Source organism: Enterobacter sp. UPMP2061 (assembly GCF_053709615.1).
The window spans coordinates 102,148-127,277 of sequence record NZ_JBSKJP010000001.1 but is presented as its reverse complement, the minus strand read 5'-3'; the positions used below and the strand labels follow the sequence as shown (position 1 = coordinate 127,277).

The 25,130-nt window shown below is 54.0% G+C and carries 27 protein-coding genes and 1 pseudogene; 11 read left to right on the top strand and 17 right to left on the bottom strand.

What is annotated here, in order from left to right:
• Positions 1-93 precede the first annotated feature (93 nt).
• From ACWKXX_RS00645 to ACWKXX_RS00635, 3 genes are read left to right on the top strand one after another with little or no spacing between them, the layout of a single operon-like run.
• Positions 94-1,362, top strand: a complete 1,269-nt coding sequence (locus tag ACWKXX_RS00645; protein ID WP_454540755.1) for a PTS sugar transporter subunit IIC — start codon at positions 94-96, stop codon at positions 1,360-1,362.
• A gap of 12 nt (positions 1,363-1,374) precedes the next feature.
• On the top strand, positions 1,375-2,700 hold the full coding sequence (locus ACWKXX_RS00640) for a 6-phospho-beta-glucosidase (protein ID WP_017383176.1): 1,326 nt from the start codon (positions 1,375-1,377) through the stop codon (positions 2,698-2,700).
• A complete protein-coding gene (locus ACWKXX_RS00635; protein WP_023303188.1) occupies positions 2,697-3,419 on the top strand; it encodes a glucosamine-6-phosphate deaminase in 723 nt (240 codons plus the stop codon). Before ACWKXX_RS00640 ends, ACWKXX_RS00635 begins: the two co-directional genes overlap by 4 nt.
• Before the next feature lie 26 nt (positions 3,420-3,445).
• Here ACWKXX_RS00635 and ACWKXX_RS00630 read toward each other — a convergent pair whose 3' ends face one another.
• Entirely contained in the window at positions 3,446-4,180 is a 735-nt protein-coding gene (locus ACWKXX_RS00630; RefSeq protein ID WP_015571291.1) for a GntR family transcriptional regulator, read from the bottom strand.
• Between the two features lie 69 nt (positions 4,181-4,249).
• Entirely contained in the window at positions 4,250-5,698 is a 1,449-nt protein-coding gene (gene thiI / locus ACWKXX_RS00625) for a tRNA uracil 4-sulfurtransferase ThiI (RefSeq protein WP_006809903.1), read from the bottom strand.
• Positions 5,699-5,876: 178 nt separating this feature from the next.
• On the opposite strand from thiI, the gene xseB reads away from it, so the two are divergent.
• The 4 genes from xseB to ACWKXX_RS00605 all read left to right on the top strand — a co-directional run bounded on the left by xseB (position 5,877) and on the right by ACWKXX_RS00605 (position 9,943).
• Positions 5,877-6,119: an exodeoxyribonuclease VII small subunit gene (gene xseB, locus ACWKXX_RS00620; protein WP_003859094.1), complete on the top strand. Its 243-nt coding sequence runs from the start codon at positions 5,877-5,879 to the stop codon at positions 6,117-6,119.
• Positions 6,120-7,019, top strand: a complete 900-nt coding sequence (gene ispA, locus ACWKXX_RS00615; protein ID WP_015571293.1) for a (2E,6E)-farnesyl diphosphate synthase — start codon at positions 6,120-6,122, stop codon at positions 7,017-7,019. It abuts the gene before it with no gap.
• 24 nt (positions 7,020-7,043) lie between these two features.
• Entirely contained in the window at positions 7,044-8,906 is a 1,863-nt protein-coding gene (gene dxs, locus ACWKXX_RS00610; RefSeq protein ID WP_015571294.1) for a 1-deoxy-D-xylulose-5-phosphate synthase, read from the top strand.
• Between the two features lie 62 nt (positions 8,907-8,968).
• Entirely contained in the window at positions 8,969-9,943 is a 975-nt protein-coding gene (locus tag ACWKXX_RS00605) for an aldo/keto reductase (protein WP_261666405.1), read from the top strand.
• A 66-nt stretch (positions 9,944-10,009) separates the two neighbouring features.
• Here the strand turns inward: ACWKXX_RS00605 and ACWKXX_RS00600 are convergent, their stop codons facing one another.
• The 3 genes from ACWKXX_RS00600 to ACWKXX_RS00590 form a co-directional block, all read right to left on the bottom strand.
• Complete coding sequence (locus ACWKXX_RS00600; protein ID WP_261666406.1) at positions 10,010-10,447, bottom strand: DUF943 family protein; 438 nt, start codon at positions 10,445-10,447, stop codon at positions 10,010-10,012.
• Between the two features lie 66 nt (positions 10,448-10,513).
• Complete coding sequence (locus tag ACWKXX_RS00595; protein WP_196356809.1) at positions 10,514-10,975, bottom strand: DUF943 family protein; 462 nt, start codon at positions 10,973-10,975, stop codon at positions 10,514-10,516.
• A 7-nt stretch (positions 10,976-10,982) separates the two neighbouring features.
• Positions 10,983-11,822: a DUF3289 family protein gene (locus ACWKXX_RS00590; protein ID WP_261666407.1), complete on the bottom strand. Its 840-nt coding sequence runs from the start codon at positions 11,820-11,822 to the stop codon at positions 10,983-10,985.
• 209 nt (positions 11,823-12,031) lie between these two features.
• Between ACWKXX_RS00590 and ACWKXX_RS00585 the strand changes: the two are divergent.
• A pseudogene (locus tag ACWKXX_RS00585) lies at positions 12,032-12,142 on the top strand (IS630 family transposase); the annotation flags it as partial.
• Positions 12,143-12,161: 19 nt separating this feature from the next.
• On the opposite strand, the gene thiL reads toward ACWKXX_RS00585, so the two are convergent.
• From thiL to nrdR, 5 genes are all read right to left on the bottom strand, one after another.
• Entirely contained in the window at positions 12,162-13,133 is a 972-nt protein-coding gene (gene thiL / locus ACWKXX_RS00580; RefSeq protein ID WP_261666408.1) for a thiamine-phosphate kinase, read from the bottom strand.
• 78 nt (positions 13,134-13,211) lie between these two features.
• Positions 13,212-13,631, bottom strand: a complete 420-nt coding sequence (gene nusB, locus ACWKXX_RS00575) for a transcription antitermination factor NusB (RefSeq protein WP_006809908.1) — start codon at positions 13,629-13,631, stop codon at positions 13,212-13,214.
• A gap of 21 nt (positions 13,632-13,652) precedes the next feature.
• The gene (gene ribH / locus ACWKXX_RS00570) at positions 13,653-14,123 is read right to left on the bottom strand and encodes a 6,7-dimethyl-8-ribityllumazine synthase (RefSeq protein ID WP_003859098.1); all 471 of its coding nucleotides are present in this window, start codon (positions 14,121-14,123) and stop codon (positions 13,653-13,655) included.
• Positions 14,124-14,210: 87 nt separating this feature from the next.
• Positions 14,211-15,314 carry a bifunctional diaminohydroxyphosphoribosylaminopyrimidine deaminase/5-amino-6-(5-phosphoribosylamino)uracil reductase RibD gene (gene ribD, locus ACWKXX_RS00565; protein ID WP_454540754.1) on the bottom strand — a complete coding sequence of 368 codons (1,104 nt, stop codon included), beginning with the start codon at positions 15,312-15,314 and terminating at the stop codon, positions 14,211-14,213.
• Positions 15,315-15,318: 4 nt separating this feature from the next.
• On the bottom strand, positions 15,319-15,768 hold the full coding sequence (gene nrdR / locus ACWKXX_RS00560) for a transcriptional regulator NrdR (protein ID WP_003859099.1): 450 nt from the start codon (positions 15,766-15,768) through the stop codon (positions 15,319-15,321).
• Positions 15,769-15,920: 152 nt separating this feature from the next.
• Between nrdR and ACWKXX_RS00555 the strand changes: the two genes are divergently transcribed.
• Positions 15,921-16,460, top strand: a complete 540-nt coding sequence (locus tag ACWKXX_RS00555) for a SadB/YajI family lipoprotein (protein ID WP_003859100.1) — start codon at positions 15,921-15,923, stop codon at positions 16,458-16,460.
• A gap of 268 nt (positions 16,461-16,728) precedes the next feature.
• Positions 16,729-17,613 (top strand): nucleoside-specific channel-forming protein Tsx, encoded by an 885-nt coding sequence (locus tag ACWKXX_RS00550; RefSeq protein ID WP_026080602.1) that lies wholly within the window; start codon positions 16,729-16,731, stop codon positions 17,611-17,613.
• A gap of 88 nt (positions 17,614-17,701) precedes the next feature.
• Here ACWKXX_RS00550 and ACWKXX_RS00545 read toward each other — a convergent pair whose 3' ends face one another.
• The 7 genes from ACWKXX_RS00545 to queA form a co-directional block, all read right to left on the bottom strand.
• On the bottom strand, positions 17,702-18,382 hold the full coding sequence (locus tag ACWKXX_RS00545; RefSeq protein ID WP_017694425.1) for a helix-turn-helix transcriptional regulator: 681 nt from the start codon (positions 18,380-18,382) through the stop codon (positions 17,702-17,704).
• A gap of 10 nt (positions 18,383-18,392) precedes the next feature.
• Entirely contained in the window at positions 18,393-18,758 is a 366-nt protein-coding gene (locus ACWKXX_RS00540) for a VOC family protein (RefSeq protein WP_017383165.1), read from the bottom strand.
• A gap of 137 nt (positions 18,759-18,895) precedes the next feature.
• Positions 18,896-19,867 (bottom strand): protein translocase subunit SecF, encoded by a 972-nt coding sequence (gene secF / locus ACWKXX_RS00535; RefSeq protein ID WP_003859105.1) that lies wholly within the window; start codon positions 19,865-19,867, stop codon positions 18,896-18,898.
• A 10-nt stretch (positions 19,868-19,877) separates the two neighbouring features.
• Entirely contained in the window at positions 19,878-21,725 is a 1,848-nt protein-coding gene (gene secD / locus ACWKXX_RS00530) for a protein translocase subunit SecD (protein ID WP_017383164.1), read from the bottom strand.
• Positions 21,726-21,752: 27 nt separating this feature from the next.
• A complete protein-coding gene (gene yajC, locus ACWKXX_RS00525; RefSeq protein WP_003859109.1) occupies positions 21,753-22,085 on the bottom strand; it encodes a preprotein translocase subunit YajC in 333 nt (110 codons plus the stop codon).
• Between the two features lie 22 nt (positions 22,086-22,107).
• Complete coding sequence (gene tgt / locus ACWKXX_RS00520) at positions 22,108-23,235, bottom strand: tRNA guanosine(34) transglycosylase Tgt (protein WP_015571303.1); 1,128 nt, start codon at positions 23,233-23,235, stop codon at positions 22,108-22,110.
• Between the two features lie 53 nt (positions 23,236-23,288).
• Positions 23,289-24,359, bottom strand: a complete 1,071-nt coding sequence (queA, locus tag ACWKXX_RS00515; RefSeq protein ID WP_039271583.1) for a tRNA preQ1(34) S-adenosylmethionine ribosyltransferase-isomerase QueA — start codon at positions 24,357-24,359, stop codon at positions 23,289-23,291.
• 92 nt (positions 24,360-24,451) lie between these two features.
• Here queA and acpH point away from each other — a divergent pair, with 92 nt between their 5' ends.
• On the top strand, positions 24,452-25,033 hold the full coding sequence (gene acpH / locus ACWKXX_RS00510; RefSeq protein WP_261666410.1) for an ACP phosphodiesterase: 582 nt from the start codon (positions 24,452-24,454) through the stop codon (positions 25,031-25,033).
• Positions 25,034-25,130 lie beyond the last annotated feature (97 nt).

Genomic DNA, 25,130 nt, shown 5'->3' with positions numbered 1-25,130 from the left:
TCAACTGGTATATACCAGTTTAAAAATCCGCCAGCAAAGCCTGATAACATCAACAGCGGCGGGAGAGCAGAAATCTCTTCTGGAGTAAGCAATGTGATTACATTTCTTGAGCACAGAGTCATTCCTGTACTGATTCGCGTAGGCGAAAATAAAATACTGGTCGCCGTGCGCAACGGTATTGCGCTGACCTTACCCTTCACCATCACCGGTAGCCTGTTTCTCATTCTCGCCAATCTACCGATACCCGGCTGGAGTGAATGGCTTGGCCCGTTTGCCGAAAAGCTCAGCGCCCCGGTGGGCGTTACCTTTGGTGCGATAGGGCTGATTTCTGCGGTGGGTATCAGCTACAACCTCGCGAAGGAGTACAACCTCAACGCTATCACCTGCTGCATAGTCACGCTGGTGGTTTTCTTACTGGCGCAACTCAACGACAGCTATCAGCTCAACGTTGACAATCTTGGTGCGGCGGGGCTGTTTTCTGCCATCATCCTGGCGATTTTGACGGTGCACATCGTGCGATTTTTTATCCGGCACAACGTCGTGATCACCCTGCCGGAGGGCGTGCCTCCTGCCGTGGCGCAATCTTTTGCGAGCCTGATCCCCGCCGCGGTAGCAATCACTCTGATCTGGCTGATTAGGGTCATCCTGAATTTTGATATCAACCACTTCTTCACCCTGCTGCTCAGCCCGCTCGTCTCCGGCCTCGGTTCGCTGCCGGGCATGCTGGTGCTTATTTTTCTGATTTCGCTGCTGTGGTGCTGCGGCATACATGGCGACAACGTGCTTTCCGGCATCACCAGTCCCATTTTCCTGAAATACATCGCTGAAAATACTCAGGCCTATCTGCATCATCAGCCCATTCCCCATATTACCGCCGACGGGTTTTATATCGTCTTTATGTGCCTGGGCGGAACGGGCGCGACCATGGGGCTGGTCATTGCCATGCTGCGTTCCCGCAGTCGGCTGTACAAATCAGTGGGCAACCTCTCCCTGCCCTCCGCGATATTTTGTATTAACGAACCTGTCATTTTCGGTTGCCCGATAGTCTTCAACCCACTGCTGATGATCCCGTTTACCCTGACGCCGATGATCCTGTGCATCTCAACCTGGTCGCTGATGTACTTCGACATCATTGGTCGCCCCGTCTTACAGATCCCCTGGACCATGCCGCCGATTTTCGCCGCATGGTTCGTGACCGGCGGCAATATCCCTGCCGTGATCTGGTCCGTCTGCACGCTGGTTATTTCCGCCCTGGTCTGGCTGCCGTTTTTCAAACTGGCCGAGCGCAAACAACTTGAAACCGAAGCGGCCGAAGAGAATGCCCGCCGCAACGCGGACACGCTTTCCGACCCCATCTTGTAAAAAGGAACCACGATGAAAAAGCTCAAGGTTGTCACTATTGGCGGCGGCTCCAGCTACACGCCAGAATTGATCGACGGTTTTATCAAACGCTACGCAGAGCTGCCGGTCACCGATTATTATTTGCTGGATATTGAAGAGGGAAAAGAGAAGCTGGAGATTGTCGGAAAGCTGGCCCAGCGCATGGTAGCTGAAGCCGGGCTCCCAATGAATATCCACCTGACGCTCGATCGGGAAGAGGCGCTGAAAGATGCCGATTTTGTCACCACGCAGCTGCGTGTCGGCTTTCTTGATGCCCGCATCAACGATGAAAAAATCCCGCTAAAATACGGCGTTCTGGGGCAAGAGACGACAGGTCCCGGCGGGTTTATGAAAGCTCAACGCACGATCCCGGTCCTGCTGGATATCTGTAAGGACATGGAAAGATGGTGCCCGAACGGCTGGCTGATTAACTTCACCAACCCGGCCGGGATTGTCACCGAGGCAATCACCCGCCACTCGGCCATTCGGACCATAGGCATTTGCAGTGGCGCAAACAGCATGATGATGGACATCGCCACAGCCTACGGCGTGCAGAAGTCGGACGTTTACGCACGCATTATTGGTCTGAACCATCTTATTTTTGCCGACCAAATTTTCCTCAAGGGAGAGGATTATACCGACGACTTTATTGAAAAACTGGCCGAGGGCAGCGCAAATAACTCCCTGAAAAATATACCGGACATTGGGTTTAGTGCCCGCTTTGCCAGGGCACTCCACATGTACCCTATCTCCTACCTCAAATACTATTTTTTGACCCGCGAGATGACCGACGCCGCGCTGCGCGATGCAAATACTAAGGGAACCCGCGGCGAGCAGACGCGCGAAATTGAGCAACGGCTTTTTACGCTTTACCAGGACCCCCATCTCGCGCACAAGCCGAAAGAGCTGGAGCAGCGCGGAGGCGCCTGGTACTCCGATACTGCATGCTCGATCATCAGCGCTATTTATAACGATAAAAAAGAGATCCACGTCGTAAATGTTCCTAACAGGGGCACAACACCCGATCTGCCGGATCACGTTACGCTGGAAACCAACGCCATGATCGACCGAAACGGCGCGCATCCCCTCGCCTATGGCAGGCTGCCCGTGAAGATCCGCGGCCTGATCCAGAGCGTGAAGGCCTATGAAGAGCTCACCGTTGAGGCCGCTGTCACTGGAAATTACGACACGGCGCTGCTGGCGCTGAGCGTAAATCCCCTTGTGCCTTCTGCCGCCGCGGCAGAACAGATCCTTAATGAATATCTTGAGGTCAACCACCGTTATTTACCCCAGTATGCTAAACGTAAGGACGCACAATGAACGTAGAACAGACAGACGATTATGCGGCGCTGAGTGACGCCGTGGCGAAAGCGGTCATTGAAACCGTTACGCAAAAACCCGATGCGCTGATTTGCATCGCGGGTGGAGATACGCCGCTGGGCGTTTTTGCCGCGCTTGTGCACGCCAGCAAACAGGGTAAGGTCGATTTTTCCCGTGCGGCATTTGTTGGCCTGGATGAGTGGCTGGGGCTCGGTCAGGCCGATAAAGGCAGCTGCCGGGAGATGGTATGGGGCCATTTCTTCAGCCACCTGGCCCTGCGCGACGATCAGATCTGTTTCTTTGATGGCCTGACGCAATCCCCCGAGGAAGAGTGTCAGCGTGTGGATAACTTTATTACGGCCCACGGTGGGCCTGACATCATTGTGTTGGGGATCGGTATGAACGGCCATATCGGCTTCAATGAACCGGGCGCCGCCCTCGATACCGGTTGCCACATCGTGGACCTGGATGCGGTGACGCAGGCCGTTTCGGTTAAATACTTCGGCCAGCAGCGTCATATCCGTCAGGGCATTTCGCTGGGGATGAAGACTATCCTGGCCTCACGGGCCATTATTTTGATGGCAAGCGGCGAGAAAAAAGCCGACATCATCGCAACAACCGTCAATTCCGCACCGGACCCGGCGGTTCCCGCGACGCTGCTAAAGCCGCACCCACGGTTAAGGATCATTGTCGATAAAGCGGCAGCCGCTAAGCTGTAAAAGAGAAACAGGCGCTGATGCGCCTGTTATCGTTTGATGTGCATATTCTTGACGCGGAAAATATCTGCCCGGTTGTAGCTGATGGAGAAGTTAAATGCTCTACCGTCATCGAGGCGCGTGACTTCGGTAATTTTCAACATCGGCTGGCCTGGCAGAATATTGAGATGGGCCGCCAGCTCCTCATCAAAAAGATCCGCTTCAATCAGTGAATCGGCGTCGCTGATTTTCTTACCGGTAAAGTCTTCAATATAGCCATACAGCGATCCCACTTCGAGAATAGCCTGCGGAACAGTGGCAACCACCTTGTGAGGAATATTGCTGTCTTCAATTAACACCGGCTGTCCGTCCAGTAAACGGATACGGCGAATAAACCAGACATCATCACCCTGCGCAATTTCGAGGTGCTGTGCCAGCGCCGCGTCGGCGTGAAGGGTCGTCAACGTCAGCAAGCGGCTGGTTACGTTGACCCGCCCCTGAAATTCACGGGAAAACCCGAGAATACTGTCACTCTTTTCATTATTCAGAATGTAAATATTGCTGGCAGTATTCTTTAAAACAAACATGCCCTTGCCGTGGATACGCTCGATATACCCTTCCTGTACCAGCATCGCCATGGCTTTCTGAACCGTTACGCGCGTAACGTCATAAATACTGGCAAGATCGCGCTCCGACGGAATGCTTTCGCCCTTTTTGTAGACTTCATTGAGAATATCTTTTTTGATTCTCTCTTTGATTTCCCAGTACTTATGTTTTTTTTCCATTGTCGATTACCCGGCCAAAAAGAGCATAGAATCGCAGGCCCGGTAGCGCTCGCGCCACCGGGCGAGAAACTACGGGCGATACACCTTCACGTTCGCGAAGCCCTGCTCACGCAGATACAGCGCCTGCAAACGGCTCATGACCCCACGTTCGCACCACAGCAGATACGTTTTGCTCTGGTCGAGATCGCCAAACTGGGTGCTCAGCTTGTAGAACGGCAGCGAAACCACCTCGACGCCTTCCACCTGCAACGGCTTGTCATCCTGCTCATCAACAGAACGGATATCCAGAATCGTATCGTTAGCACCGAAGCCGCTGACCGTCTCCACCTCAACCACTTCCTGCTCGGTCTGCTGAGCGATCTCACGGATATCGATGTTGGACGCTTCCGCCACCACTTTTTCCAGGATGCTGAAATCGAAGTTCTCTTCTTCCGCTTCGATCTTCGCCTTCACCGCTTTGATGGTTGGACTTTTTGAGATCACACCGCAATATTCCGGCATGGTGCGGGCAAAATCTTCAGTACCGATTTTACGCGCCAGATCGATGATGTGCTCTTTATCGTGAGAGATCAGCGGACGCAGGATCAGCGTATCAGACACGTTATCGATAAGACGCAGGTTAGTCAGCGTCTGGCTGGAGACCTGCCCCAGCGCTTCACCGGTGACCAGCGCCTGCACGCCGTAGCGCTCAGCCACTTTGGACGCCGCACGCACCATCATACGTTTCAGAACCACGCCCATCTGGCCGTCGTCCACTTTTTCGAGGATTTCGCCGACCACCGGCTCAAAGTTGATCGCCACAAAACGCACGCGGTGAGAGCTGCCGAAGCGGTTCCACAGGTAATGCGCCACCTGACGTACGCCGATTTCATGCGCCGCGCCGCCCAGGTTAAAGAAGCAGTAGTGCACGCGGCAGCCACGACGCATCAGCATATAGCTGGACACGCCGGAGTCGAACCCGCCGGAGATCAGCGACAGCACATCTTCCTGAGTGCCGATAGGGAAACCGCCAATACCTTCATAACGACCCTTGACCAGCAGCAGGCGATCGTTTTCGATCTCAAGGTTAACGGTGACGTCCGGGTTAGTCAGGCGCACGCGCGCCGTTTCAACGTGCTGGTTCAGACCACCACCGACGTAGCGCTCAACCTCAATAGAGCTAAACTCATGCTTACCCCGGCGCTTCACGCGCACGCAGAACGTTTTCCCTTCGATCTGGTCGCGGTACTGCACCAGCGCCTTTTCGAAGATATCGTGCATATCGGTGAAGGGAACGTCTTCCACTTCCAGAATATGGTGAATACCCGGGATACGGGTCAGCGCGTCGCGAATATCAAGACGTTTGTTTTCGTCTTTCGCGCGGACTTCTACGTGGTCCCAGTGACGCACCACGGCGAGCGTTTCGTCGTAGTGTTTTAATACGTTACGAATGTTCCCGGTGAGAATTTTAATAAAGCGCAAACGCACGGATTGGCTTTTGATGGTGATTTCAGGGAACAATTTAATGATAAACTTCATGGCGGCAATGTTTCTTAGGCAAGCTTATAAAGGCTTGTAGTGGAAAATGATACAGCAGCCCACACCCGTGGCTGCATCCAGGCGCGCAAGTATACCACCATCGCGCCACTCGCGTTATTTGATAATTGCTCCGAGTCCGTTACCATGTCAGGGCGAAAAATTTAAGAGTCAATTCACTATGCCGAAGAAAAACGACGCACCGGCCAGTTTCGAAACTGCGCTGAGTGAACTGGAGCAGATCGTTACCCGTCTTGAGAGTGGCGATCTCCCGCTGGAAGACGCGCTCAACGAATTTGAACGCGGCGTGCAGCTCGCGCGCCAGGGGCAGGTAAAACTCCAGCAGGCCGAGCAGCGTGTGCAGATCCTGCTTTCCGACAGCGAAGACGCTAAAACCACGCCATTCACACCGGACGCCGAGTAAATGGATTTTTCCAACGCGCTTCAGGCGCGCGTCATCCGCGCCAACGATGCGCTGCGCCGATTCATTGAGCCGCAGCCTTTTCAGAACACTCCACTGGTTGAAGCCATGCACTATGGCGCACTCTTGGGGGGTAAACGCCTGCGTCCGTTCCTGGTGTATGCCACGGGCAATATGTTCGGTATCAGCGATAACACGCTGGACGCCCCGGCAGCCGCCGTGGAGTGTATCCACGCCTATTCGCTGATCCATGATGATTTGCCGGCCATGGACGATGACGATTTGCGTCGCGGTCAGCCAACCTGCCATATCAAATTTGGCGAAGCGAATGCCATTCTGGCGGGGGATGCGCTGCAAACCCTGGCCTTCTCCATTCTGAGCGATGCGCCGATGGTTGAGGTGAGCGATCGCGATCGTCTGGCAATGGTGTCCGAACTGGCAATGGCCAGCGGCGTCGCCGGGATGTGCGGCGGCCAGGCGCTGGATTTAGAGGCTGAAGGGCGTCAGGTTACTCTGGAACAGCTGGAGCGCATCCACCGTCACAAAACGGGCGCACTGATTCGTGCAGCCGTTCGCCTGGGCGCGCTGAGCGCGGGTGAACGCGGGCGTAAAGCCCTGCCGATTCTGGACAGATACGCAGAAAGTATCGGTCTGGCATTCCAGGTTCAGGATGACATTCTGGATGTGGTGGGCGATACTGCAACATTGGGAAAACGTCAGGGTGCGGATCAGCAGCTTGGCAAAAGTACCTACCCCGCCCTGTTGGGCCTTGAGCATGCCCAACGTAAAGCCCGGGATCTGATAGACGATGCCCGCCGGTCGCTGAATGAGCTGGCCGCGCAATCGCTGGATACCTCGGCACTGGAAGCGCTAGCGGACTACATAATCCAGCGTGATAAATAAACTATAAATCTCGATGAGCCTTTGATGAGTTTTGATATTGCCAAATACCCGACACTGGCGTTAGTTGACTCCACTCAGGAGTTACGTCTGTTGCCGAAAGAGAGTCTGCCGAAGCTGTGTGACGAGCTGCGTCGCTACCTGCTCGACAGCGTTAGCCGCTCCAGCGGCCACTTCGCCTCCGGACTTGGCACGGTTGAGCTGACCGTGGCGTTGCATTACGTCTATAACACGCCGTTCGATCAGCTGATCTGGGATGTAGGCCACCAGGCCTATCCGCACAAAATTCTGACCGGACGTCGCGATAAAATTGGCACCATTCGCCAGAAAGGGGGCCTGCACCCGTTCCCGTGGCGCGGCGAGAGTGAATATGATGTGTTAAGCGTCGGCCACTCTTCCACCTCCATTTCTGCGGGCATTGGTATTGCCGTTGCCGCCGAAAAAGAGAATAAACAACGCCGCACCGTCTGCGTGATTGGCGACGGGGCGATCACCGCCGGGATGGCCTTTGAGGCCATGAACCACGCGGGCGATATCAAACCGGACATGCTGGTGATCCTCAACGATAACGAAATGTCGATCTCCGAGAACGTCGGCGCGCTGAATAACCATCTGGCGCAGCTGCTGTCCGGCAAGCTTTACTCCTCACTGCGTGAAGGCGGTAAAAAAGTCTTCTCCGGCGTACCGCCGATTAAAGAGCTGCTTAAGCGTACCGAAGAACACATCAAAGGCATGGTCGTGCCGGGTACGCTGTTCGAAGAGCTGGGCTTTAACTATATTGGCCCGGTGGACGGCCACGATGTGCTGGGCCTGGTGACGACGCTTAAAAACATGCGCGACCTGAAAGGCCCGCAGTTCCTGCATATCATGACCAAAAAAGGGCGTGGTTACGAACCGGCGGAAAAAGATCCGATCACCTTCCACGCGGTGCCTAAGTTCGACCATACCAGCGGCTGCCTGCCGAAAAGCAGCGGCGGGATGCCGAGCTACTCAAAAATCTTTGGCGACTGGCTGTGCGAAACGGCGGCGAAAGACAACATGCTGATGGCGGTGACGCCTGCCATGCGTGAAGGCTCCGGCATGGTGGAGTTTTCCAAAAAATACCCGGACCAGTATTTCGACGTGGCTATCGCCGAGCAGCACGCGGTAACCTTTGCTGCGGGCCTGGCGATTGGCGGCTACAAGCCGGTGGTAGCGATCTACTCTACCTTCCTGCAACGCGCCTACGATCAGGTTATCCATGACGTTGCCATTCAGAAGCTGCCGGTGCTGTTTGCTATCGATCGCGCGGGCATTGTGGGGGCTGACGGCCAGACGCACCAGGGCGCGTTTGATCTCTCCTTCCTGCGCTGCATCCCTGATATGGTGATCATGACGCCAAGCGACGAAAACGAGTGTCGTCAGATGCTGTATACCGGTTACCACTATCAGGACGGCCCCTGCGCGGTACGTTATCCGCGCGGTAATGCCCTTGGCGTTGAATTACAGCCGCTGGAAAAACTGGACATCGGTAAAGGTCTGGTGAAACGCCGTGGTGAAAAAGTGGCGATCCTGAACTTTGGTACGTTGATGCCGGAAGCGGCAAAAGTCGCTGAAAACCTGAATGCGACGCTGGTCGATATGCGCTTCGTGAAGCCGCTCGATGAATCTCTGATTCTGAGCATGGCGGAAAGCCATGACGTGCTGGTCACGCTGGAAGAGAACGCCATCATGGGTGGCGCGGGTAGCGGCGTGAACGAAGTGCTGATGGCGAACCGTAAAGCCGTTCCGGTGCTTAATCTCGGCCTCCCTGACCACTTCATCCCGCAAGGCACCCAGGATGAGGCGCGCGCCGACATTGGTCTGGACGCCGCCGGTATCGAAGCTAAAATCCGCACCTGGCTGGCCTGATCCCTCCCCTTTTCTGCTCCTGCTATGCTTAAACGTATTGTTTAAACAGCAGGAGCGGAACCATGCAATACACGACATTAGGAAAAACGGACCTTAAGGTGTCCCGGCTTTGCCTGGGATGCATGACGTTTGGCGAGCCTGACCGGGGAAATCATGCCTGGACGCTGCCGGAAGAGAGCAGCCGCCCTATCATCAAGCGCGCCATTGACAACGGCATCAACTTCTTCGATACCGCCAACAGCTACTCAGACGGCAGCAGCGAAGAGATTGTCGGCCGCGCCCTGCGAGATTTTGCCCGTCGTGATGACATTGTGGTCGCCACTAAGGTGTACTACCCGTCAGGCGATCTGGCGGAAGGCCTTTCTCGCGCGCAGATCCTGCGTTCCATTGATGACAGCCTCAGACGCCTGAACATGGATTACGTCGACCTGCTGCAAATCCACCGCTGGGATTACAACACCCCGATCGAAGAGACGCTTGAAGCGTTAAACGACGTTGTGAAAGCCGGTAAAGCGCGCTACATCGGCGCATCGTCCATGCATGCCTCACAGTTTGCCCAGGCGCTCGATCTCCAGGCGCAGCACGGCTGGGCGCGCTTTGTCACCATGCAGGATCACTACAACCTGATTTACCGGGAAGAAGAGCGCGAGATGCTGCCGCTCTGCTACCAGGAAGGCGTGGCGGTGATCCCGTGGAGCCCGCTGGCGCGCGGAAGGTTAACCCGTCCGTGGGGGGAAACTACCGCCCGGCTGGTATCGGATGAAGTGGGTAAAAACCTGTATGACGATACAGAAGCCAGCGATGCGTTAATTGCCGAACGCTTAGCCGGGATCGCCGACGATATCGGTGCAACGCGCGCGCAGGTGGCGCTGGCGTGGCTGCTGAGCAAGCGCGGTGTCGCCGCGCCGATTGTGGGCACGTCGCGGGAAGAACAGCTGGATGAGTTGTTGAGTGCGGTGGACTTATCGTTGACGCCGGAGCAGATTGCCGAGCTGGAGACGCCGTATCAGCAGCATCCGGTGGTAGGGTTTAAGTAAACACTTGCCGGGTGGCGCTGCGCTTACCCGGCCTACACTCTCTGACGCCATTATAGGCAGTAGCTTTCAATACCGCTCTTTGGTCATTGAGCCATCTTTTTTATTCATAATGTACAGATTACCATCAACATAAAACTTGATTTTATTGCTTTCAGGAAATCTGAAAGTAACCTCAAGTAGTTCAATTTTCTCAATACAATTTTTCTCTGAAGTCATTTCAGGAAAACAAAAATAATCCTCGTGCGGCGAATCCCGCAGATACCCGTCCCCCACATCCCAGACCGTCAAAACAAATCTCTGCCCGGAGGGTATGTTGTATTTTTTCTTAAGCATATCCCGCTGAGATAGCCACCAGTTGATTCTCCCCCGGTCAGTTAACGGGAAATGGTCAACGATAATATAATCATAGCCAAGTCCATTCGTGCTGCGATGGATATCAATAATTCTCACAGGATAAATATAATCCCAGGAACTAAGAACAATTACAACCAAAGCAATCGCCATATAAAGAAACCAGGATTTTTCATAGCATTATCGCTCCGATAATTTGATAATTCCCAATTGCGGTTTTCAGTACCGCGCTTTCGTCATTGAACCATCTTTTTTATCCATAACATACTTATTATCACCAATAATGAAATTAACTTTGTTCTTATCAGAAAATCTGGCATCAACCTTAAGAAGTTTATTTTTCTCAATACAGTTCTTCTCTGATGTCATATCAGGAAAACAAAAATAATCCTCTCGTGGTGAGTCCCGCAGATACCCGCCCCCCATATCCCAGACCGTCAAAACAAACTCCTGCCCGGAGGGGATGTTATATTTTTTCTTAAGCATATCCCGCTGAGATAGCCACCAGTTGATTCTTCCCCGATCCGTTAACGGAAAATGGTCAACGATAATATCATCATAGCCAAAGCGATCAGTACTGCGATGGACATCAATGATTTTCACCGGATAAATATCACCCCAATGACTGCAAACAATCACAACAAAAACAGTTGCTATATAAAGAAACCTGGATTTCTTCATAGCATTATTACCCCGTTAATTTTATAGAAGCATTAAAGTTCGTCACAAAAGGTTTAAATGAAAAGCGGTTGTAACGCTGAAGAACAAACCATATCCGAAAAAACCTGAAGTTTTGGTATAATTTTTTAGTAATATCTTCTCGCCCCAGACCAAAATGATCCTGAGCTTCAAATAATATATCTGCCTCCCACCCCATTTGATATTGCCTAAAATTAAGCATAACAATCCGCTGGAAATAAATATCATGGACGGTGATGCCCATTCCGTTAAATCTGTCTTCGAAATCATTAAACTTAGGTAATATCGTCCTCGATATTTCTGTTTGTACATCCCAAATAAAATCCTGACTACCAACTTGTTTTCGCCTGTCACTGATATATTTATTAATTACATCCCTGATAACACCAAGCGTAGTATCTCCATATTGCTTTGCCCTGAGAAGATCAGAAAATGCTCTGTTGAGTAACGCATTATCACCAAAAGGTCTGCCATCTCCATGTTGAAAATGGTTAATCATCTCTCCAGTTAAGTTTTTATATTGCCCGAACGCAAACGCCCCTGACAACTCCCACATTTCATCAAAAAGTATACTGGCGCATTCATCAGGGGTAACGCGTTGATCGTCTTTAAGGGAGTATCCAGCAATAAACGGATAGTGAAGATATTTAACTGTGTTATCTTTGAAGGTCATATTATAGGGATCAACTATAGTAGAAACATCGTTTAGCCCTAATGATTGCAACTCTAAAGCGGACAGATCACTATGCTGCATATCATCTGTACTTGCATCATTAATTCTATGTTCTGTCTGAAACAGTATTTCGCAAGGAAAATTCATTTCGTACATATTCATCCCTTAATAGTACATGTGCTAACAATCCTATAACTTACGCCCTCACACCAAGAATAATCATACGCCAGACGGCAAGATAAAAACATTATAAATAAAGTAATTGCCAAAATTATATAAATGACATTCACGCAATGAATAATATTGCACTGATAAATCTATTAACCTAATTAAATTTTGCGATCCGTTTTATAAAAAAGAACTTTCATTATCTTTCACCTTACAACCCTAACCTGAATCCGATAGAGAGAAGGTGGAAGTTAATGAGCGAGCATGCCCGGAACATTCGTTATTCAAATAATCCGCGAGAATTCAGGATGCAATCTGCATCCTGAGTCAGGCAAAGTGATCAAACCCTTTCACGTCAAGTTCTCGCAGTGCGCCATTCTGCACAAACTTCAGCCCTTCACTTTCCGGCATCACCTGCCCGATGCAGGTAAATTTCGCCCCCAGATGCGCTAGCGCCACATCCAGCGTCCCGCGATTCAGCTCAGGCACGGTGAAGCACAGCTCATAATCTTCTCCACCGGATAACGCCCAGCGCAGCGCCTGTTCAGGTTCGACATGGCGAAGCAGTTGCTCCGACAGCGGGAACAGATCCAGGTCAACGCGTGCGCCCACGCCGCTGGCCTTCAGGATATGGCCGAGATCGGAGATCAGCCCGTCAGACAAATCGATAGCCGAACTGGCCCGCTCGCGCAGCGCCTGACCGTGCAGAATACGCGGCGTTGGCCGCAGATGGCGCTTCACCAGATACGCCGCATCGTCAGCATCTTCAACCGTTAAACGGTTCTGAAGGATCGCCAGCCCTGCCGCGCTGTCGCCCGGCGTACCGGTCACGTAGAGCCAGTCGCCTGGTTTTGCACCCGAGCGCTTCAGCGCGCGCCCGGCAGGCACATAGCCGTGGATTGCCAGGGTCATGGACAGCGGACCGGCGGTGGTATCACCGCCAATCAGCTGCATATCGTAATAATTCAGCTGTTCAAACAGGGCATCGCTGAAGGCTTCAAGCCAGGCTTCATCCACCTCCGGCAGGGTCAGAGCCAGCGTCAGCCAGGCCGGGTCGGCGCCCATTGCCGCCAGATCGCTGACGTTCACCGCCAGCGCTTTATACGCCAGATCGGCAGGATCGATATCCGGCAGGAAATGACGCCCACACACTAAGGTGTCGGTGCTGATTGCCAGCGTCTGTTTTTCGGGAATATTGAGAAGTGCGCAGTCATCGCCAATGCCGGTTTCAACATCAAGACGAGAGGTTCTGACACGGTCGAAATAACGGGCAATCAGGGAGAATTCGCCGCATGCCATACGTTATGCCTCAGCAAATTAAATAAAAAAACCGGAGCCGCACTGCCAAAAAGGCAATGCAAGACTCCGGTTTGCGGATCACTTTTTGTGGGGACGGATCGCAGGTGCGGCTTTATCCAGCACGCCGTTAACAAACTTGTGGCTGTCTTCAGCGCCGAAGGTTTTCGCCAGTTCGATCGCTTCGTTGATGGCCACTTTGTACGGCACATCATCACGTTTAGACAGCTCAAACAGCGCGATACGCAACACTGCTTTTTCGACCTGGCCCAGCTCTTCGAGCAGACGGGACAGGTATGGCTTCATCAGACCATCGAGATACGCGCTATTAGTCGCCACTCCCGACAGCAGTTCACGGAAGTACAGAACGTCAACGTCTTTCACGTCCTGTTCTGACAGGAACTGGTATTCAACATCAGCGATGTCGTTCTGGGACAACTGCCAGGAGTAAAGTGCCTGGACGGCACATTCACGGGCGCGGCGACGAGCAGCAGGTTTCACGGAATTCCCCTTACAAAAAAATCAGGCCTTGATGGCTTTCAATACATTGATCATTTCAAGCGCGGTCAGTGCAGCTTCTGCACCTTTGTTACCGGCTTTAGTGCCAGCACGTTCGATGGCTTGTTCAATACTTTCGGTGGTCAGCACGCCGAACGCGACAGGGATTTCAGCATCCTGTGCAACGTGTGCCAGACCGTTGCTTGCACCGCCCGCAACGTATTCGAAGTGCGCAGTGCCGCCACGAATAACGGTACCCAGCGCAATCACCGCGTCGTATTTACCGGTTTTCGCCAGCGCGCCCGCTGCCAGTGGCAGTTCGTAAGCACCTGGTACCCAAACGACGGTAATGTTGTCATCTTTAACCTGGCCGATACGTTTCAGGGCGTCAACCGCACCTTCCAGCAGGCTATCGTTGATGAAGTTGTTGAAACGCGCAATGGTGATGGCGACGCGAGCGTCCGGGGTAGCTACAGCAGCTTCAATAATGTTCATACTCTTCCTTTACGGGTTCATTTGGCCCCGCAGGGGGGCGGATTTTATCATAATACTTTGCGCACTGCTTCCCTATTTCAGGAGCAATTACGCTGTCGTTAAATGGAGGCAGACATCCGGGCCTACCGGACGAATCTCGCTGAATGAGAGTTGCGGCGCATCGGCCAGTTTTTCAAGGCCGGGCAGCACAAACAGGCCGCGCGCGTCATTACCTAACAGTTTAGGCGCAACGTAGACGAGAAGCTCATCCACCAGCCCCGCCTGAAGCAGTGCGCCGGCGAGCGTCGGACCGGCTTCAACCCAGATGCTGTTGACCTGCTGTTTGCCGAGCAACATCATCAGCACCACGAGATCGAGATGCCCGTTATGTTCCGGCACCATAATGCTGCGCACGCCTTCCGGCCACTCGCGCGTATCTTCTTTGGTGCGGGCAATCCAGGTTTCACCCGGCTGCTGCACGATGCGGTGCTCCGGCGTCACGCGGTTCTGGCTATCAACAATAATGCGCAGCGGCTGACGCAGGTTCTCCTGCGGATAGAGCGCCTGCGTATCCGCATTCAGCTCTTCCCAGCGCACGGTCATGGCCGGATCGTCAGCCAGTACCGTTTCACTGCTGGTGAGAATAGCATGGCTTTGCGCGCGCAGACGTTGCACATCGCGCCTTGCCAGCGGCGAGGTGATCCACTGGCTCTCGCCGTTCGCCATCGCCGTGCGGCCATCCAGTGACGCGCCAAGCTTAAGCTGGATAAACGGGAAGCCGGTGCGCATACGCTTCAGGAAGCCTTTGTTGATGTTTTCGGCATCCTGCATCATCAGGCCGTGGCTGACGTCGATGCCTTCCTGTTGCAGACGATACAGCCCGCGGCCCGCCACCTGCGGATTAGGATCCTGCATGGCGGCGACAACGCGCGAGACGCCCGCCGCAATCAGCGCTTCACAGCACGGCGGCGTACGTCCGTGATGACTGCATGGCTCCAGCGTCACATAGGCCGTCGCGCCACGCGCTTTCTCACCCGCCATGCGCAGGGCATGCACTTCAGCATGCGGCTCGCCTGCGCGGTAGTGAAAACCTTCCCCCACGATCTCGCCATCTTTAACAATGACGCACCCGACATTGGGGTTAGGGTGAGTGGTAAACCGACCGCGCTGCGCCAGCTTCATGGCTCGCGCCATGTACATCTCGTCGTGCATGGGCTTAATCCTGTAAGCGGGCGATCTCTTCGCCAAATTCTTTGATGTCTTCGAAGCTGCGGTAAACGGAGGCAAAGCGGATATAGGCGACTTTATCGAGCTTTTTCAGCTGTTCCATCACCAGATTGCCGATCATTTTGCTCGGCACTTCGCGCTCACCTAACCCCCGCAGATAAGATTTAATATGGTTTAACGCCATTTCGACGTCATCGGAGCTGACGGGCCGTTTCTCCAGCGCCTTGAGCATCCCGCTACGCAGTTTCTCTTCATTGAACGGTTCGCGCACATCGTTACTTTTTACCACGCGCGGCATTACCAGCTCTGCCACCTCGAAGGTGGTAAAACGCTCGTTGCACACCAGACACTGCCGACGACGACGCACGGAAGACCCTTCGCCTACAAGACGTGAGTCGATGACTTTGGTATCCACAGCGGAGCAAAATGGGCAATGCATACGATGTCCCTGTTATCTGGTTAACTGATTTCTATTTTACCCTGAACTGGCCCGACAACAAAGGAAGAGCTTTTTGAGACAAAGGATCTATGCCTGACGGCACTATCCTGTCTACCATTGCAGCAATCTGTGATTTCAAGGAATTAAACGCAATGACAAGACGTTACCTGAAAATAGTGCTGGTGGGGAGCCTGTTCACGCTCAGCGCCTGCGCACAGCAAAGTGAAGTCCGCGAAATGAAACAAAGCGTGAATACGCTTAACGTGGCGATGGACAAACTTAACAAAGAAACCGTGAAGATCACCCAGCAGAACGCGCTGAATGCCAAATCCAGCAATGGCGTTTATTTATTGCCAGGTGCAAACACGCCCGCGCGTCTGAACAGCCAGATTGGCACCCTAAAGATGTCTCTGGTGAATGTTGCAGCGAATGCCGATGGTACTCGCGCAACATTACGCATTCAGGGTGAGTCCAACGATCCGCTTCCCGCGTTCAGCGGCACCGTAGAGTGGGGCCAGATTCAGGGCACCACGGAGAGCTATCAGGAAGTGAACGTGAAGAATCAGCTCTTCACCGCCCCCGCCAGCACGCTGGCGCCGAGCGATGTTGATATCCCGCTCCAGCTGAGCGGACTGACCCCAGAACAGCTGGGCTTTATCCGTATTCACGACATTCAACCCGCCGCGCAATAACCCGCCCTTCTAGCGGAGTGAAATGTCACTCCGCTAACATTTACATTTCGTATGGATTGGCAACATAAATGATTGCCGCTACAATCCCGCCCGTCTAAAGTACGCAAACGTGAACGCAATCGATTACGTATGTGAGAGATATGTGAAACAACACATATTTTTGTGAGCAAGGATTCCTATAATAGGCTCCGCAGAAATACGAAATATTTAGAAACGCAATTCGCGCATTTTTCACTCCCGGAAGGGAATTTCAATCAGTGGCATGATTATGAAAAAAACATTACTCGCAGCCGGTGCAGTTCTGGCACTCTCCACCTCTTTCACTGTTAACGCAGCGGAAAACGACAAACCACAATACCTCTCCGACTGGTGGCATCAGAGCGTTAACGTTGTAGGCAGCTACCATACCCGTTTCGGACCGCAGATCCGTAACGATACCTACCTCGAGTACGAAGCATTCGCTAAAAAAGACTGGTTTGATTTCTATGGCTACATGGACGCACCGGTATTCTTCGGCGGTAACACCGACGCGAAAGGTATCTGGAACCACGGTTCCCCACTGTTCATGGAGATCGAACCCCGCTTCTCCATTGATAAACTGACCGGTACCAGTCTGGCGTTTGGTCCGTTCAAAGAGTGGTATTTCGCAAACAACTACATCTACGACATGGGTCGCAACAAGTCCGGTCGCCAGAGCACCTGGTACATGGGTCTGGGTACAGACATTGAGACTGGCCTGCCGATGAGCCTGTCCATGAACGTATACGCAAAATACCAGTGGCAGAACTACGGCGCCGCGAACGAGAACGAGTGGGACGGCTACCGTTTCAAAGTGAAATACTTCGTGCCAATTACCCAACTGTGGGGCGGCAACCTGAGCTATATCGGCTTCACCAACTTTGACTGGGGTTCAGACCTGGGCGATAACGATTTCCGCGACCTGAACGGCAGAAAAGCGCGCACTAACGACTCCATCGCGTCCAGCCACATCCTGGCGCTGAACTACGATCACTGGCACTACTCTGTTGTTGCGCGTTACTGGCACAACGGTGGCCAGTGGAACGACGACGCCAGCCTGAACTTTGGCAACGGCGACTTCAGCGTTCGCTCTACCGGTTGGGGTGGTTACCTGGTCGTGGGTTACAACTTCTAATCAGTGCGGATTCCGCCCGGTGGCGCTACGCTTACCGGGCCTACGATCCGAATGTAGGCCGGGTAAGGCGTAGCCGCCCCCCGGCTTTTTACTGCCTCACCTTGCGCAAAAAATCTGCCAATGACCTGTCCGCACTCTCGCTAAACCGCCTCTCCGTCTGCACAATATTGAGGCATCGGTCGAGCCGGAAACAGCGGTAGTCATCGCGTCGCTCGCACCACGCCGCCAGCAGCCAGCGCTCTCCCCAGAAGAACAAGCCCAGCGGCTGAACCTCGCGCTTTGAGAGCTGCCCAGCCTCATCACGATAATGCAGTGCCAGCACGCGCTGGGCGGAAATCGCCTGATGGATCACGTCGAAACCACTACGGGAATGTGGCTGAAGGGCAATATCCGGCGCGTAAATCCGCGTCTGCTCAGCCTTGCGGCGGCTCTCTTCTGGCAGGATCGCCAGCACTTTTTCCTGGGCCGACTCCAGCTCGCGCGACAGCGATTCCCCGCCCCAGGTTTTGAGCAGGCGAATCGCCACCATCAGCGCCTCGGACTCTTTGTTGGTCAGCATCAGCGGGGGTAAATCAAAACCCGACATCAGCCGATATCCGCTTCCCGCCTCGCCTTCCACCGGCACGCCGGAAAGCGACAGGTCGCGGATATCGCGGTACACCGTGCGCTCGGACACGCCAAGCCTTTCCGCCAGATGCGCTGCCGTTGTCAGACGCCTGCCCCGAAGGATCTGCACAATCTGGAACAAACGGTCAGCGCGTCGGGTCATCGGTTTACTCTCATACCGGTTGATGGAGGCCGACGCGATTACCTTCGCTGTCGGTAAACAGGGCTATAGTGCCAATGCCTTGCGGCAGTTCCAGCGGGCCAAACACGCACTCACCGCCCGCAGAAGCAATACGATCGAGCGTGGCCGCCAGATTGTCAGTATGCAGGTAGATAATAGCGCCCTGCGAAGACGGTGTAACGCCGTCAAATTTCGCCAGCGCGCCGCCGGTGGCCGGATCCTCGTGCGGGAAAATCGCCAGATCAGCCACGTCCATCTTCTCGCGCCGCAGCGCGACCTGCATCACCGACTCATAAAATTTGATGGCGCGATCCATATCGGCGACCGGAATTTCAAACCAGTTAATAACACTTTTCATACGTCCTCCTGCCTGTTGTTAGGGTTCAGAAGGAGTCTACGACAGGGCTCCTGACAGCATACTGTCAGGAGTGTTGTGAGATGCAGACAAAAAAAATCCCGGCCAACAGGCCGGGATTTCGATACTACATAAGACTCTTACGGCAGAATGGACGGCTGATCCGCCCCTTCTTTCTCGACTTTCTGCTGGATCAGATGCTCGCGCTTCATGCCCAGCTTCAGCGCCAGTGCGGACGCGACGTAGATAGACGAGGCCGTACCGATAGACACACCGATCAGCATGGTCAGCGAGAAGCCTTCCAGCACCGGGCCACCGAACAGGAACAGCATCAGGATCACCATCAGGGTGGTGCCGGAGGTGATCAACGTACGGTGCAACGTCTGGGTCAACGACACGTTAAAGATTTCGTACGGCGTGCCGCGACGGATCTTACGGAAGTTTTCACGAATACGGTCAGATACCACGATACTGTCGTTCAGTGAGTAACCGATAACGGACATCAGGGATGCCACAATCGTCAGGTCAATCTCAATGTGGAAGAGAGACAGTATGCCCATGGTGATCACCACGTCGTGCGCCAGGGCGATAACCACGCCTGCCGCCAGTCGCCACTCAAAGCGGAAACCGACGTAAATCAGGATCGAGATCAGCGCCACCAGCAGCGCCATCGCACCGGTCTGCGCCAGGTCAGCACCAACGCTCGGGCCGACAAACTCAATACGCTTAACCGTTGCATCCTGGCTGGTCGTTTCGTTAATAACCTGGACGACCTTGCTGCCCAGCTCCTGGCTGCCGTTGGCATCGTGTACCGGCGGCATACGCACCATGATGTCGCGGCTGCTGCCGAAGTTCTGTAGCAGCGGCTCTTCAAAGCCCGCTTTTTGCAGAGACTCACGCATCTGGTCCATATCGACCGGTTTTTCCAGGGTAATTTCGATCACCGTACCACCGGTGAAATCCAGACCCCAGTTAAAGCCTTTCACGCCCATAATGACGATGGACAAGATCAGCAGAAAACCTGAAATGCCGAAGGCCCAGTAGTCCCAGCGCATAAAGTCCCAGACTTTACGGCCGTGGTTCAATTGTTCAACAGTATATTCCTGTGCCACAACGCACTCCTCAGATAGACAGCTTTTTGACGCGCTTGCCGCCGTACAGCAGGTTCACGATGGCACGGGTGCCGACAATAGCGGTAAACATCGACGTTGCGACACCGATACCGGTAGTAATCGCAAAGCCTTTGATCGCGCCAGTACCCACTGCATACAGGATAAGAACCTTAATCAGTGTTGTTACGTTCGCATCGAAGATGGAGCTGAACGCCCCTTTGTAGCCTTCTTCAATCGCCTGCTGTACAGAACGACCGTTGCTCAGCTCTTCTTTGATACGTTCGTTTATCAGTACGTTGGCGTCGACCGCCACCGCAAGGGTTAGAACGATACCCGCAATCCCCGGCATGGTCAGCGTCGCCCCCGGCAGCAGGGACATGATACCGATGATCAGCACCAGGTTGGCAATCAGCGCGGAGGTCGCAATCAGGCCGAACTTCTTATAGAAGAAGATCATGAAGATGATGGACACCGCCAGACCGGCCAGACACGCTTCCAGACCCTGTTTGATGTTCTGCATACCCAGGGTTGGACCGATGGTACGTTCTTCAACAATCTGAATTGGCGCAATCAGCGCACCGGCACGCAGCAGCAGAGAGAGCTGACGCGCTTCGTTCGGGTTGCTGATACCGGTAATACGGAAGCTGTTACCCAGACGAGACTGGATGTTGGCGATGTTAATCACCTCTTCCTCTTTCACCAGCACGGCACGGCCATTGGCGTCTTTCTTACCGCTGTCTTTGTACTCCACGAACAGGGTCGCCATCGGTTTGCCGATGTTGTCCTTGGTGAAGTTAGACATGATGTTGCCGCCTGCGCTATCCAGCGAGATGTTAACCTGCGGCTGGTTGTATTCGTCCTGGCTGGAAGTGGAGTCGGTGATATGGTCACCGGTCAGGATCACGCGTTTGTACAGCACAACGGGCTGGCCTTCGCGGGTCTGTTTCACTTCAGAATCGCCCGGCACACGGCCTGAAGCCGCAGCAGCCTGGTCGACATTGGAGTTAACCAGACGGAACTCCAGGGTCGCCGTCGCGCCCAGAATCTCTTTCGCACGGGCGGTATCCTGGATACCCGGCAGTTCGACCACGATACGGTCAGCACCCTGACGCTGTACCAGTGGCTCAGCCACGCCCAGCTGGTTTACACGGTTACGCAGAATGTTAATGTTCTGCTGAACGGCGTATTCACGTGCTTCACTCAGACGCGCGTCGGTCATTACCGCACGCAGCTGGTTGCTGCCCTGAGAGGTGATCACCAGATCGCGGTGACGCTGAGACAGATACGTCACAGCCTGATCGCGTGCCGCGCTGTCGCGGAACGTGATGCTCAGGCCGTAGTTATCTTCTTTACGTACGGTGGTGTACGGAATGCCCTTATCGCGCAGATCGCTGCGCAGGCTGTCGATATTCTGTTCCTGTAGCTTGCCGAGCGCGGTATCCATATCCACTTCCATCAGGAAGTGAACGCCGCCACGCAGGTCAAGACCCAGTTTCATTGGCTCTGCGTTCAGCGCAGCCAGCCAGCGTGGGGTTGCAGGAGCAAGGTTAAGCGCCACGACATATTTATCACCCAGCACGCCCATCAGCGCTTCACGTGCGCGGAGCTGCGTGTCGGTGGTGTCGAAGCGAGCAAGAATTGCGCCCTCTTCCAGTGCCACAGACTTAGCGGTAATTTTTTCTTCTTGTAACGTTTTCTGGACCTGGATCAGCGTTTGCTCACTGGCGGCGACACCGCGCGCGCCAGTGATTTGAACGGCCGGATCCTCACCATACAGGTTGGGAAGCGCGTACAGCAGGCCGACGATAATCACGACGACCAGCATGATGTACTTCCACAAAGGATAACGGTTTAACACGGCAGTTCCCTTTGGGAAAAGTTGGGATTACAGCGCCTTCATGGTGCCTTTCGGCAGAACGGCAGCTACGAAGTCACGTTTGATAACCACTTCAGTGGTGTCGTTGAGGGCGATAGCAATGTAGCCGTTTTCCGCTACTTTGGTTACGCGACCCACCAGGCCACCATTGGTCAGGACTTCATCGCCCTTCGCGATGGAGTTCATCAGGTTTTTGTGCTCTTTAGTACGCTTCTGCTGTGGACGCAGGATCATGAAGTAGAAGATCAGACCGAACACAACCAGCATCAGAATCAGAGACATCGGGCTGCCCTGCGCTGGTGCACCCGTTGCTGCTACCGCATCAGAAATAAAAAAGCTCATTCAAATTCCCTCATTATTAAAATTAATCAACGTTCAACGGTGGAACATCCCGCCCCTGACGTTGGTAGAAATCGGTCACGAAGCTCTCTAATTTACCCTCTTCGATAGCCTTACGTAAACCAGCCATTAAGCGCTGATAATAACGAAGATTATGAATGGTATTGAGACGCGCCCCCAAAATCTCGTTGCAACGATCGAGATGATGCAGATACGCGCGAGAATAATTGCGACAGGTATAGCAATCGCACTCGGAATCGAGCGGGCTGGTGTCACTCTTATGCTTCGCGTTACGGATTTTCACCACGCCATCGGTAACGAACAAATGACCGTTACGCGCGTTTCGGGTTGGCATAACGCAGTCGAACATATCAATGCCGCGACGTACGCCTTCCACCAGATCTTCTGGTTTACCCACACCCATCAGGTATCGTGGTTTATCCGCCGGGATTTGCGGGCAGACATGCTCCAGAATGCGGTGCATGTCTTCCTTCGGCTCACCCACAGCCAAACCGCCGACAGCGTAGCCATCAAAGCCTATCTCTACCAGACCTTTAACCGAGATATCGCGTAAATCTTCGTAAACGCTGCCCTGGATAATGCCGAACAGCGCATTTTTGTTTTGCAGGGCGTCAAAACGGTCGCGGCTACGCTTCGCCCAACGCAGGGACATCTCCATGGAACGCTTGGCGTAGTCCCAGTCCGCCGGGTATGGCGTACATTCGTCGAAGATCATTACGATATCGGAGCCGAGATCGTACTGAATCTCCATAGACTTTTCCGGATCGAGGAAGATTGGATCGCCGTTGATCGGGTTACGGAAGTGTACGCCCTGCTCAGTGATCTTACGGATATCGCCCAGGCTGAAGACCTGGAAACCGCCGGAGTCGGTGAGGATCGGGCCTTTCCACTGCATGAAATCGTGCAGGTCGCCGTGGAGCTTCATGATCTCCTGACCCGGACGCAGCCACAGGTGGAAGGTGTTGCCGAGGATAATCTGTGCGCCAGTGGCTTCAACTTCTTCCGGCGTCATTCCTTTTACGGTGCCGTACGTGCCCACAGGCATAAACGCGGGGGTTTCTACCACGCCGCGATCAAACACCAGACGACCGCGACGCGCGCGGCCATCGGTGGTATCGAGTTCAAATTTCATTTTTTCTCCGACGTCAGAAAAACAGTCCAACGTTGTAATACGGTGCCGCGGACTTATTCCCCGACACGCTCATTCAAAGCCTGCGGATTGTACGTGATAAACATCGCGTCACCGTAGCTAAAAAAGCGATATTTTTGTTCTACCGCAGACTTGTAGGCGTTCATCGTATGCTCATACCCCGCAAACGCGGAAACCAGCATAATCAGCGTCGATTCAGGCAGATGGAAGTTGGTCACCAGCGCATCAATGACTTTGTACTGATAGCCCGGGTAGATAAAGATCTGCGTATCGCCAAAGAACGGCTCAATCAGCTCGCTTTTCGCGGCCTGCGCAGCGCTCTCAAGGGAACGTACCGACGTTGTACCGACGGCCACGACGCGACTACCGCGCGCTTTCGCCGCCAGCACCGCATCCACCACCTCCTGCGGCACTTCGGCATACTCAGAGTGCATGATGTGGTCTTCGATGCTGTCCACGCGCACCGGCTGGAAGGTCCCCGCGCCGACGTGCAGCGTCACGAACGCCATCTCAATGCCTTTCGCGCGCAGCTTTTCCAGCAGCGGTTCATCAAAGTGCAGGCCCGCCGTTGGCGCCGCCACCGCGCCAGGCTTCTGGCTGTAGACGGTCTGATACAGCTCGCGGTCGGCCTCTTCGTCCGGGCGCTCAATATACGGCGGCAGCGGCATGTGGCCGATGGCGTTGAGGATATCGAGCACCGTGCGCTCGTCGTTGAATTCCACTTCAAATAGCGCGTCGTGACGCGCGGTCATGGTCGCTTTGATGCTCTCGTCATCCCCCAGCAGCAGTTCAGCGCCCGGCTTCGGCGCTTTAGAGGCGCGAATATGTGCCAGAATACGTTTATCATCGAGCATACGTTCGACCAGCACCTCGATCTTGCCGCCGCTGGCTTTACGGCCAAACAGACGCGCCGGGATCACGCGGGTATTGTTAAAGACCAGCAGATCGCCAGGGTTGAGCTTGTCGAGAAGATCGGTGAAAGTACCGTGCGTCAGCGCGCCCGTTGGCCCGTCCAGTGACAGCAAGCGACAGCTGCTACGCTCAGGCATGGGGTAGTGAGCAATCAGGGATTCAGGTAGTTCAAAGGAGAAATCGGCGACGCGCATGACGTATACTCGTGACTTAAAAACAGGCGGCATAGTCTAGTGCTCACACCCTTTTGCTGCAACAACTAGCCGCCACCGGACAACGAAAACGCATGAATTTTCTCGCTCATCTGCATCTCGCTCATCTCGCGGACAGCTCCCTCTCCGGCAATTTGCTGGCCGATTTTGTACGCGGCAACCCCGCGGAAGCGTACTCCCCTGAGGTTGTCGACGGGATTTTTATGCACCGCCGCATCGACGTGCTGACCGATAACCTGCCGGAAGTGACGGAAGCCAAAGCCTGGTTCCGCCCCGAAACCCGACGCGTGGCGCCGATCACGCTCGACGTCATGTGGGATCATTTCCTGTCGCGCCACTGGTCCCGGCTGTCGCCTGATATGTCGCTGCCTGAGTTTGTGCGCTACGCCCACGCGCAGGTGTCGATCATTTTGCCGGACTCCCCGCCGCGCTTTGTGAATCTGAATAACTATCTCTGGTCTGAACGCTGGCTGGAGCGATACCGCGAGATGGATTTCATTCAGAACGTCCTGAACGGCATGGCGAGCCGTCGACCGCGTCTGAACGCGCTGCGCGACTCATGGCATGACCTGGATGAACATTATGATGCGCTGGAAATCCGCTTCTGGCAGTTCTATCCACGTATGATGACGCAGGCGAAAAATAAAGAACTGTGAAGTCGGTTCGATTGATAGGTAAAAGCTGGTGGAACGATTGTTACCACCTCTTTGTCTTATTCCCGTACTGCCTCTATACTGGCCCGCGTTGCGTTCC

Excerpts from the sequence above, each read along its gene's own strand:
- ACWKXX_RS00640 (WP_017383176.1), top strand. The coding sequence starts at position 1,375 with ATGAAAAAGCTCAAGGTTGTCACTATTGGCGGCGGCTCCAGCTACACG.
- ACWKXX_RS00635 (WP_023303188.1), top strand. The coding sequence starts at position 2,697 with ATGAACGTAGAACAGACAGACGATTATGCGGCGCTGAGTGACGCCGTG.
- ACWKXX_RS00630 (WP_015571291.1), bottom strand. The coding sequence starts at position 4,180 with ATGGAAAAAAAACATAAGTACTGGGAAATCAAAGAGAGAATCAAAAAA.
- thiI (WP_006809903.1), bottom strand. The coding sequence starts at position 5,698 with ATGAAGTTTATCATTAAATTGTTCCCTGAAATCACCATCAAAAGCCAA.
- xseB (WP_003859094.1), top strand. The coding sequence starts at position 5,877 with ATGCCGAAGAAAAACGACGCACCGGCCAGTTTCGAAACTGCGCTGAGT.
- ispA (WP_015571293.1), top strand. The coding sequence starts at position 6,120 with ATGGATTTTTCCAACGCGCTTCAGGCGCGCGTCATCCGCGCCAACGAT.
- dxs (WP_015571294.1), top strand. The coding sequence starts at position 7,044 with ATGAGTTTTGATATTGCCAAATACCCGACACTGGCGTTAGTTGACTCC.
- ACWKXX_RS00605 (WP_261666405.1), top strand. The coding sequence starts at position 8,969 with ATGCAATACACGACATTAGGAAAAACGGACCTTAAGGTGTCCCGGCTT.
- ACWKXX_RS00600 (WP_261666406.1), bottom strand. The coding sequence starts at position 10,447 with ATGGCGATTGCTTTGGTTGTAATTGTTCTTAGTTCCTGGGATTATATT.
- ACWKXX_RS00595 (WP_196356809.1), bottom strand. The coding sequence starts at position 10,975 with ATGAAGAAATCCAGGTTTCTTTATATAGCAACTGTTTTTGTTGTGATT.
- ACWKXX_RS00590 (WP_261666407.1), bottom strand. The coding sequence starts at position 11,822 with ATGTACGAAATGAATTTTCCTTGCGAAATACTGTTTCAGACAGAACAT.
- thiL (WP_261666408.1), bottom strand. The coding sequence starts at position 13,133 with ATGGCATGCGGCGAATTCTCCCTGATTGCCCGTTATTTCGACCGTGTC.
- ribH (WP_003859098.1), bottom strand. The coding sequence starts at position 14,123 with ATGAACATTATTGAAGCTGCTGTAGCTACCCCGGACGCTCGCGTCGCC.
- ribD (WP_454540754.1), bottom strand. The coding sequence starts at position 15,314 with ATGCACGACGAGATGTACATGGCGCGAGCCATGAAGCTGGCGCAGCGC.
- nrdR (WP_003859099.1), bottom strand. The coding sequence starts at position 15,768 with ATGCATTGCCCATTTTGCTCCGCTGTGGATACCAAAGTCATCGACTCA.
- ACWKXX_RS00555 (WP_003859100.1), top strand. The coding sequence starts at position 15,921 with ATGACAAGACGTTACCTGAAAATAGTGCTGGTGGGGAGCCTGTTCACG.
- ACWKXX_RS00550 (WP_026080602.1), top strand. The coding sequence starts at position 16,729 with ATGAAAAAAACATTACTCGCAGCCGGTGCAGTTCTGGCACTCTCCACC.
- ACWKXX_RS00545 (WP_017694425.1), bottom strand. The coding sequence starts at position 18,382 with ATGACCCGACGCGCTGACCGTTTGTTCCAGATTGTGCAGATCCTTCGG.
- ACWKXX_RS00540 (WP_017383165.1), bottom strand. The coding sequence starts at position 18,758 with ATGAAAAGTGTTATTAACTGGTTTGAAATTCCGGTCGCCGATATGGAT.
- yajC (WP_003859109.1), bottom strand. The coding sequence starts at position 22,085 with ATGAGCTTTTTTATTTCTGATGCGGTAGCAGCAACGGGTGCACCAGCG.
- tgt (WP_015571303.1), bottom strand. The coding sequence starts at position 23,235 with ATGAAATTTGAACTCGATACCACCGATGGCCGCGCGCGTCGCGGTCGT.
- queA (WP_039271583.1), bottom strand. The coding sequence starts at position 24,359 with ATGCGCGTCGCCGATTTCTCCTTTGAACTACCTGAATCCCTGATTGCT.
- acpH (WP_261666410.1), top strand. The coding sequence starts at position 24,452 with ATGAATTTTCTCGCTCATCTGCATCTCGCTCATCTCGCGGACAGCTCC.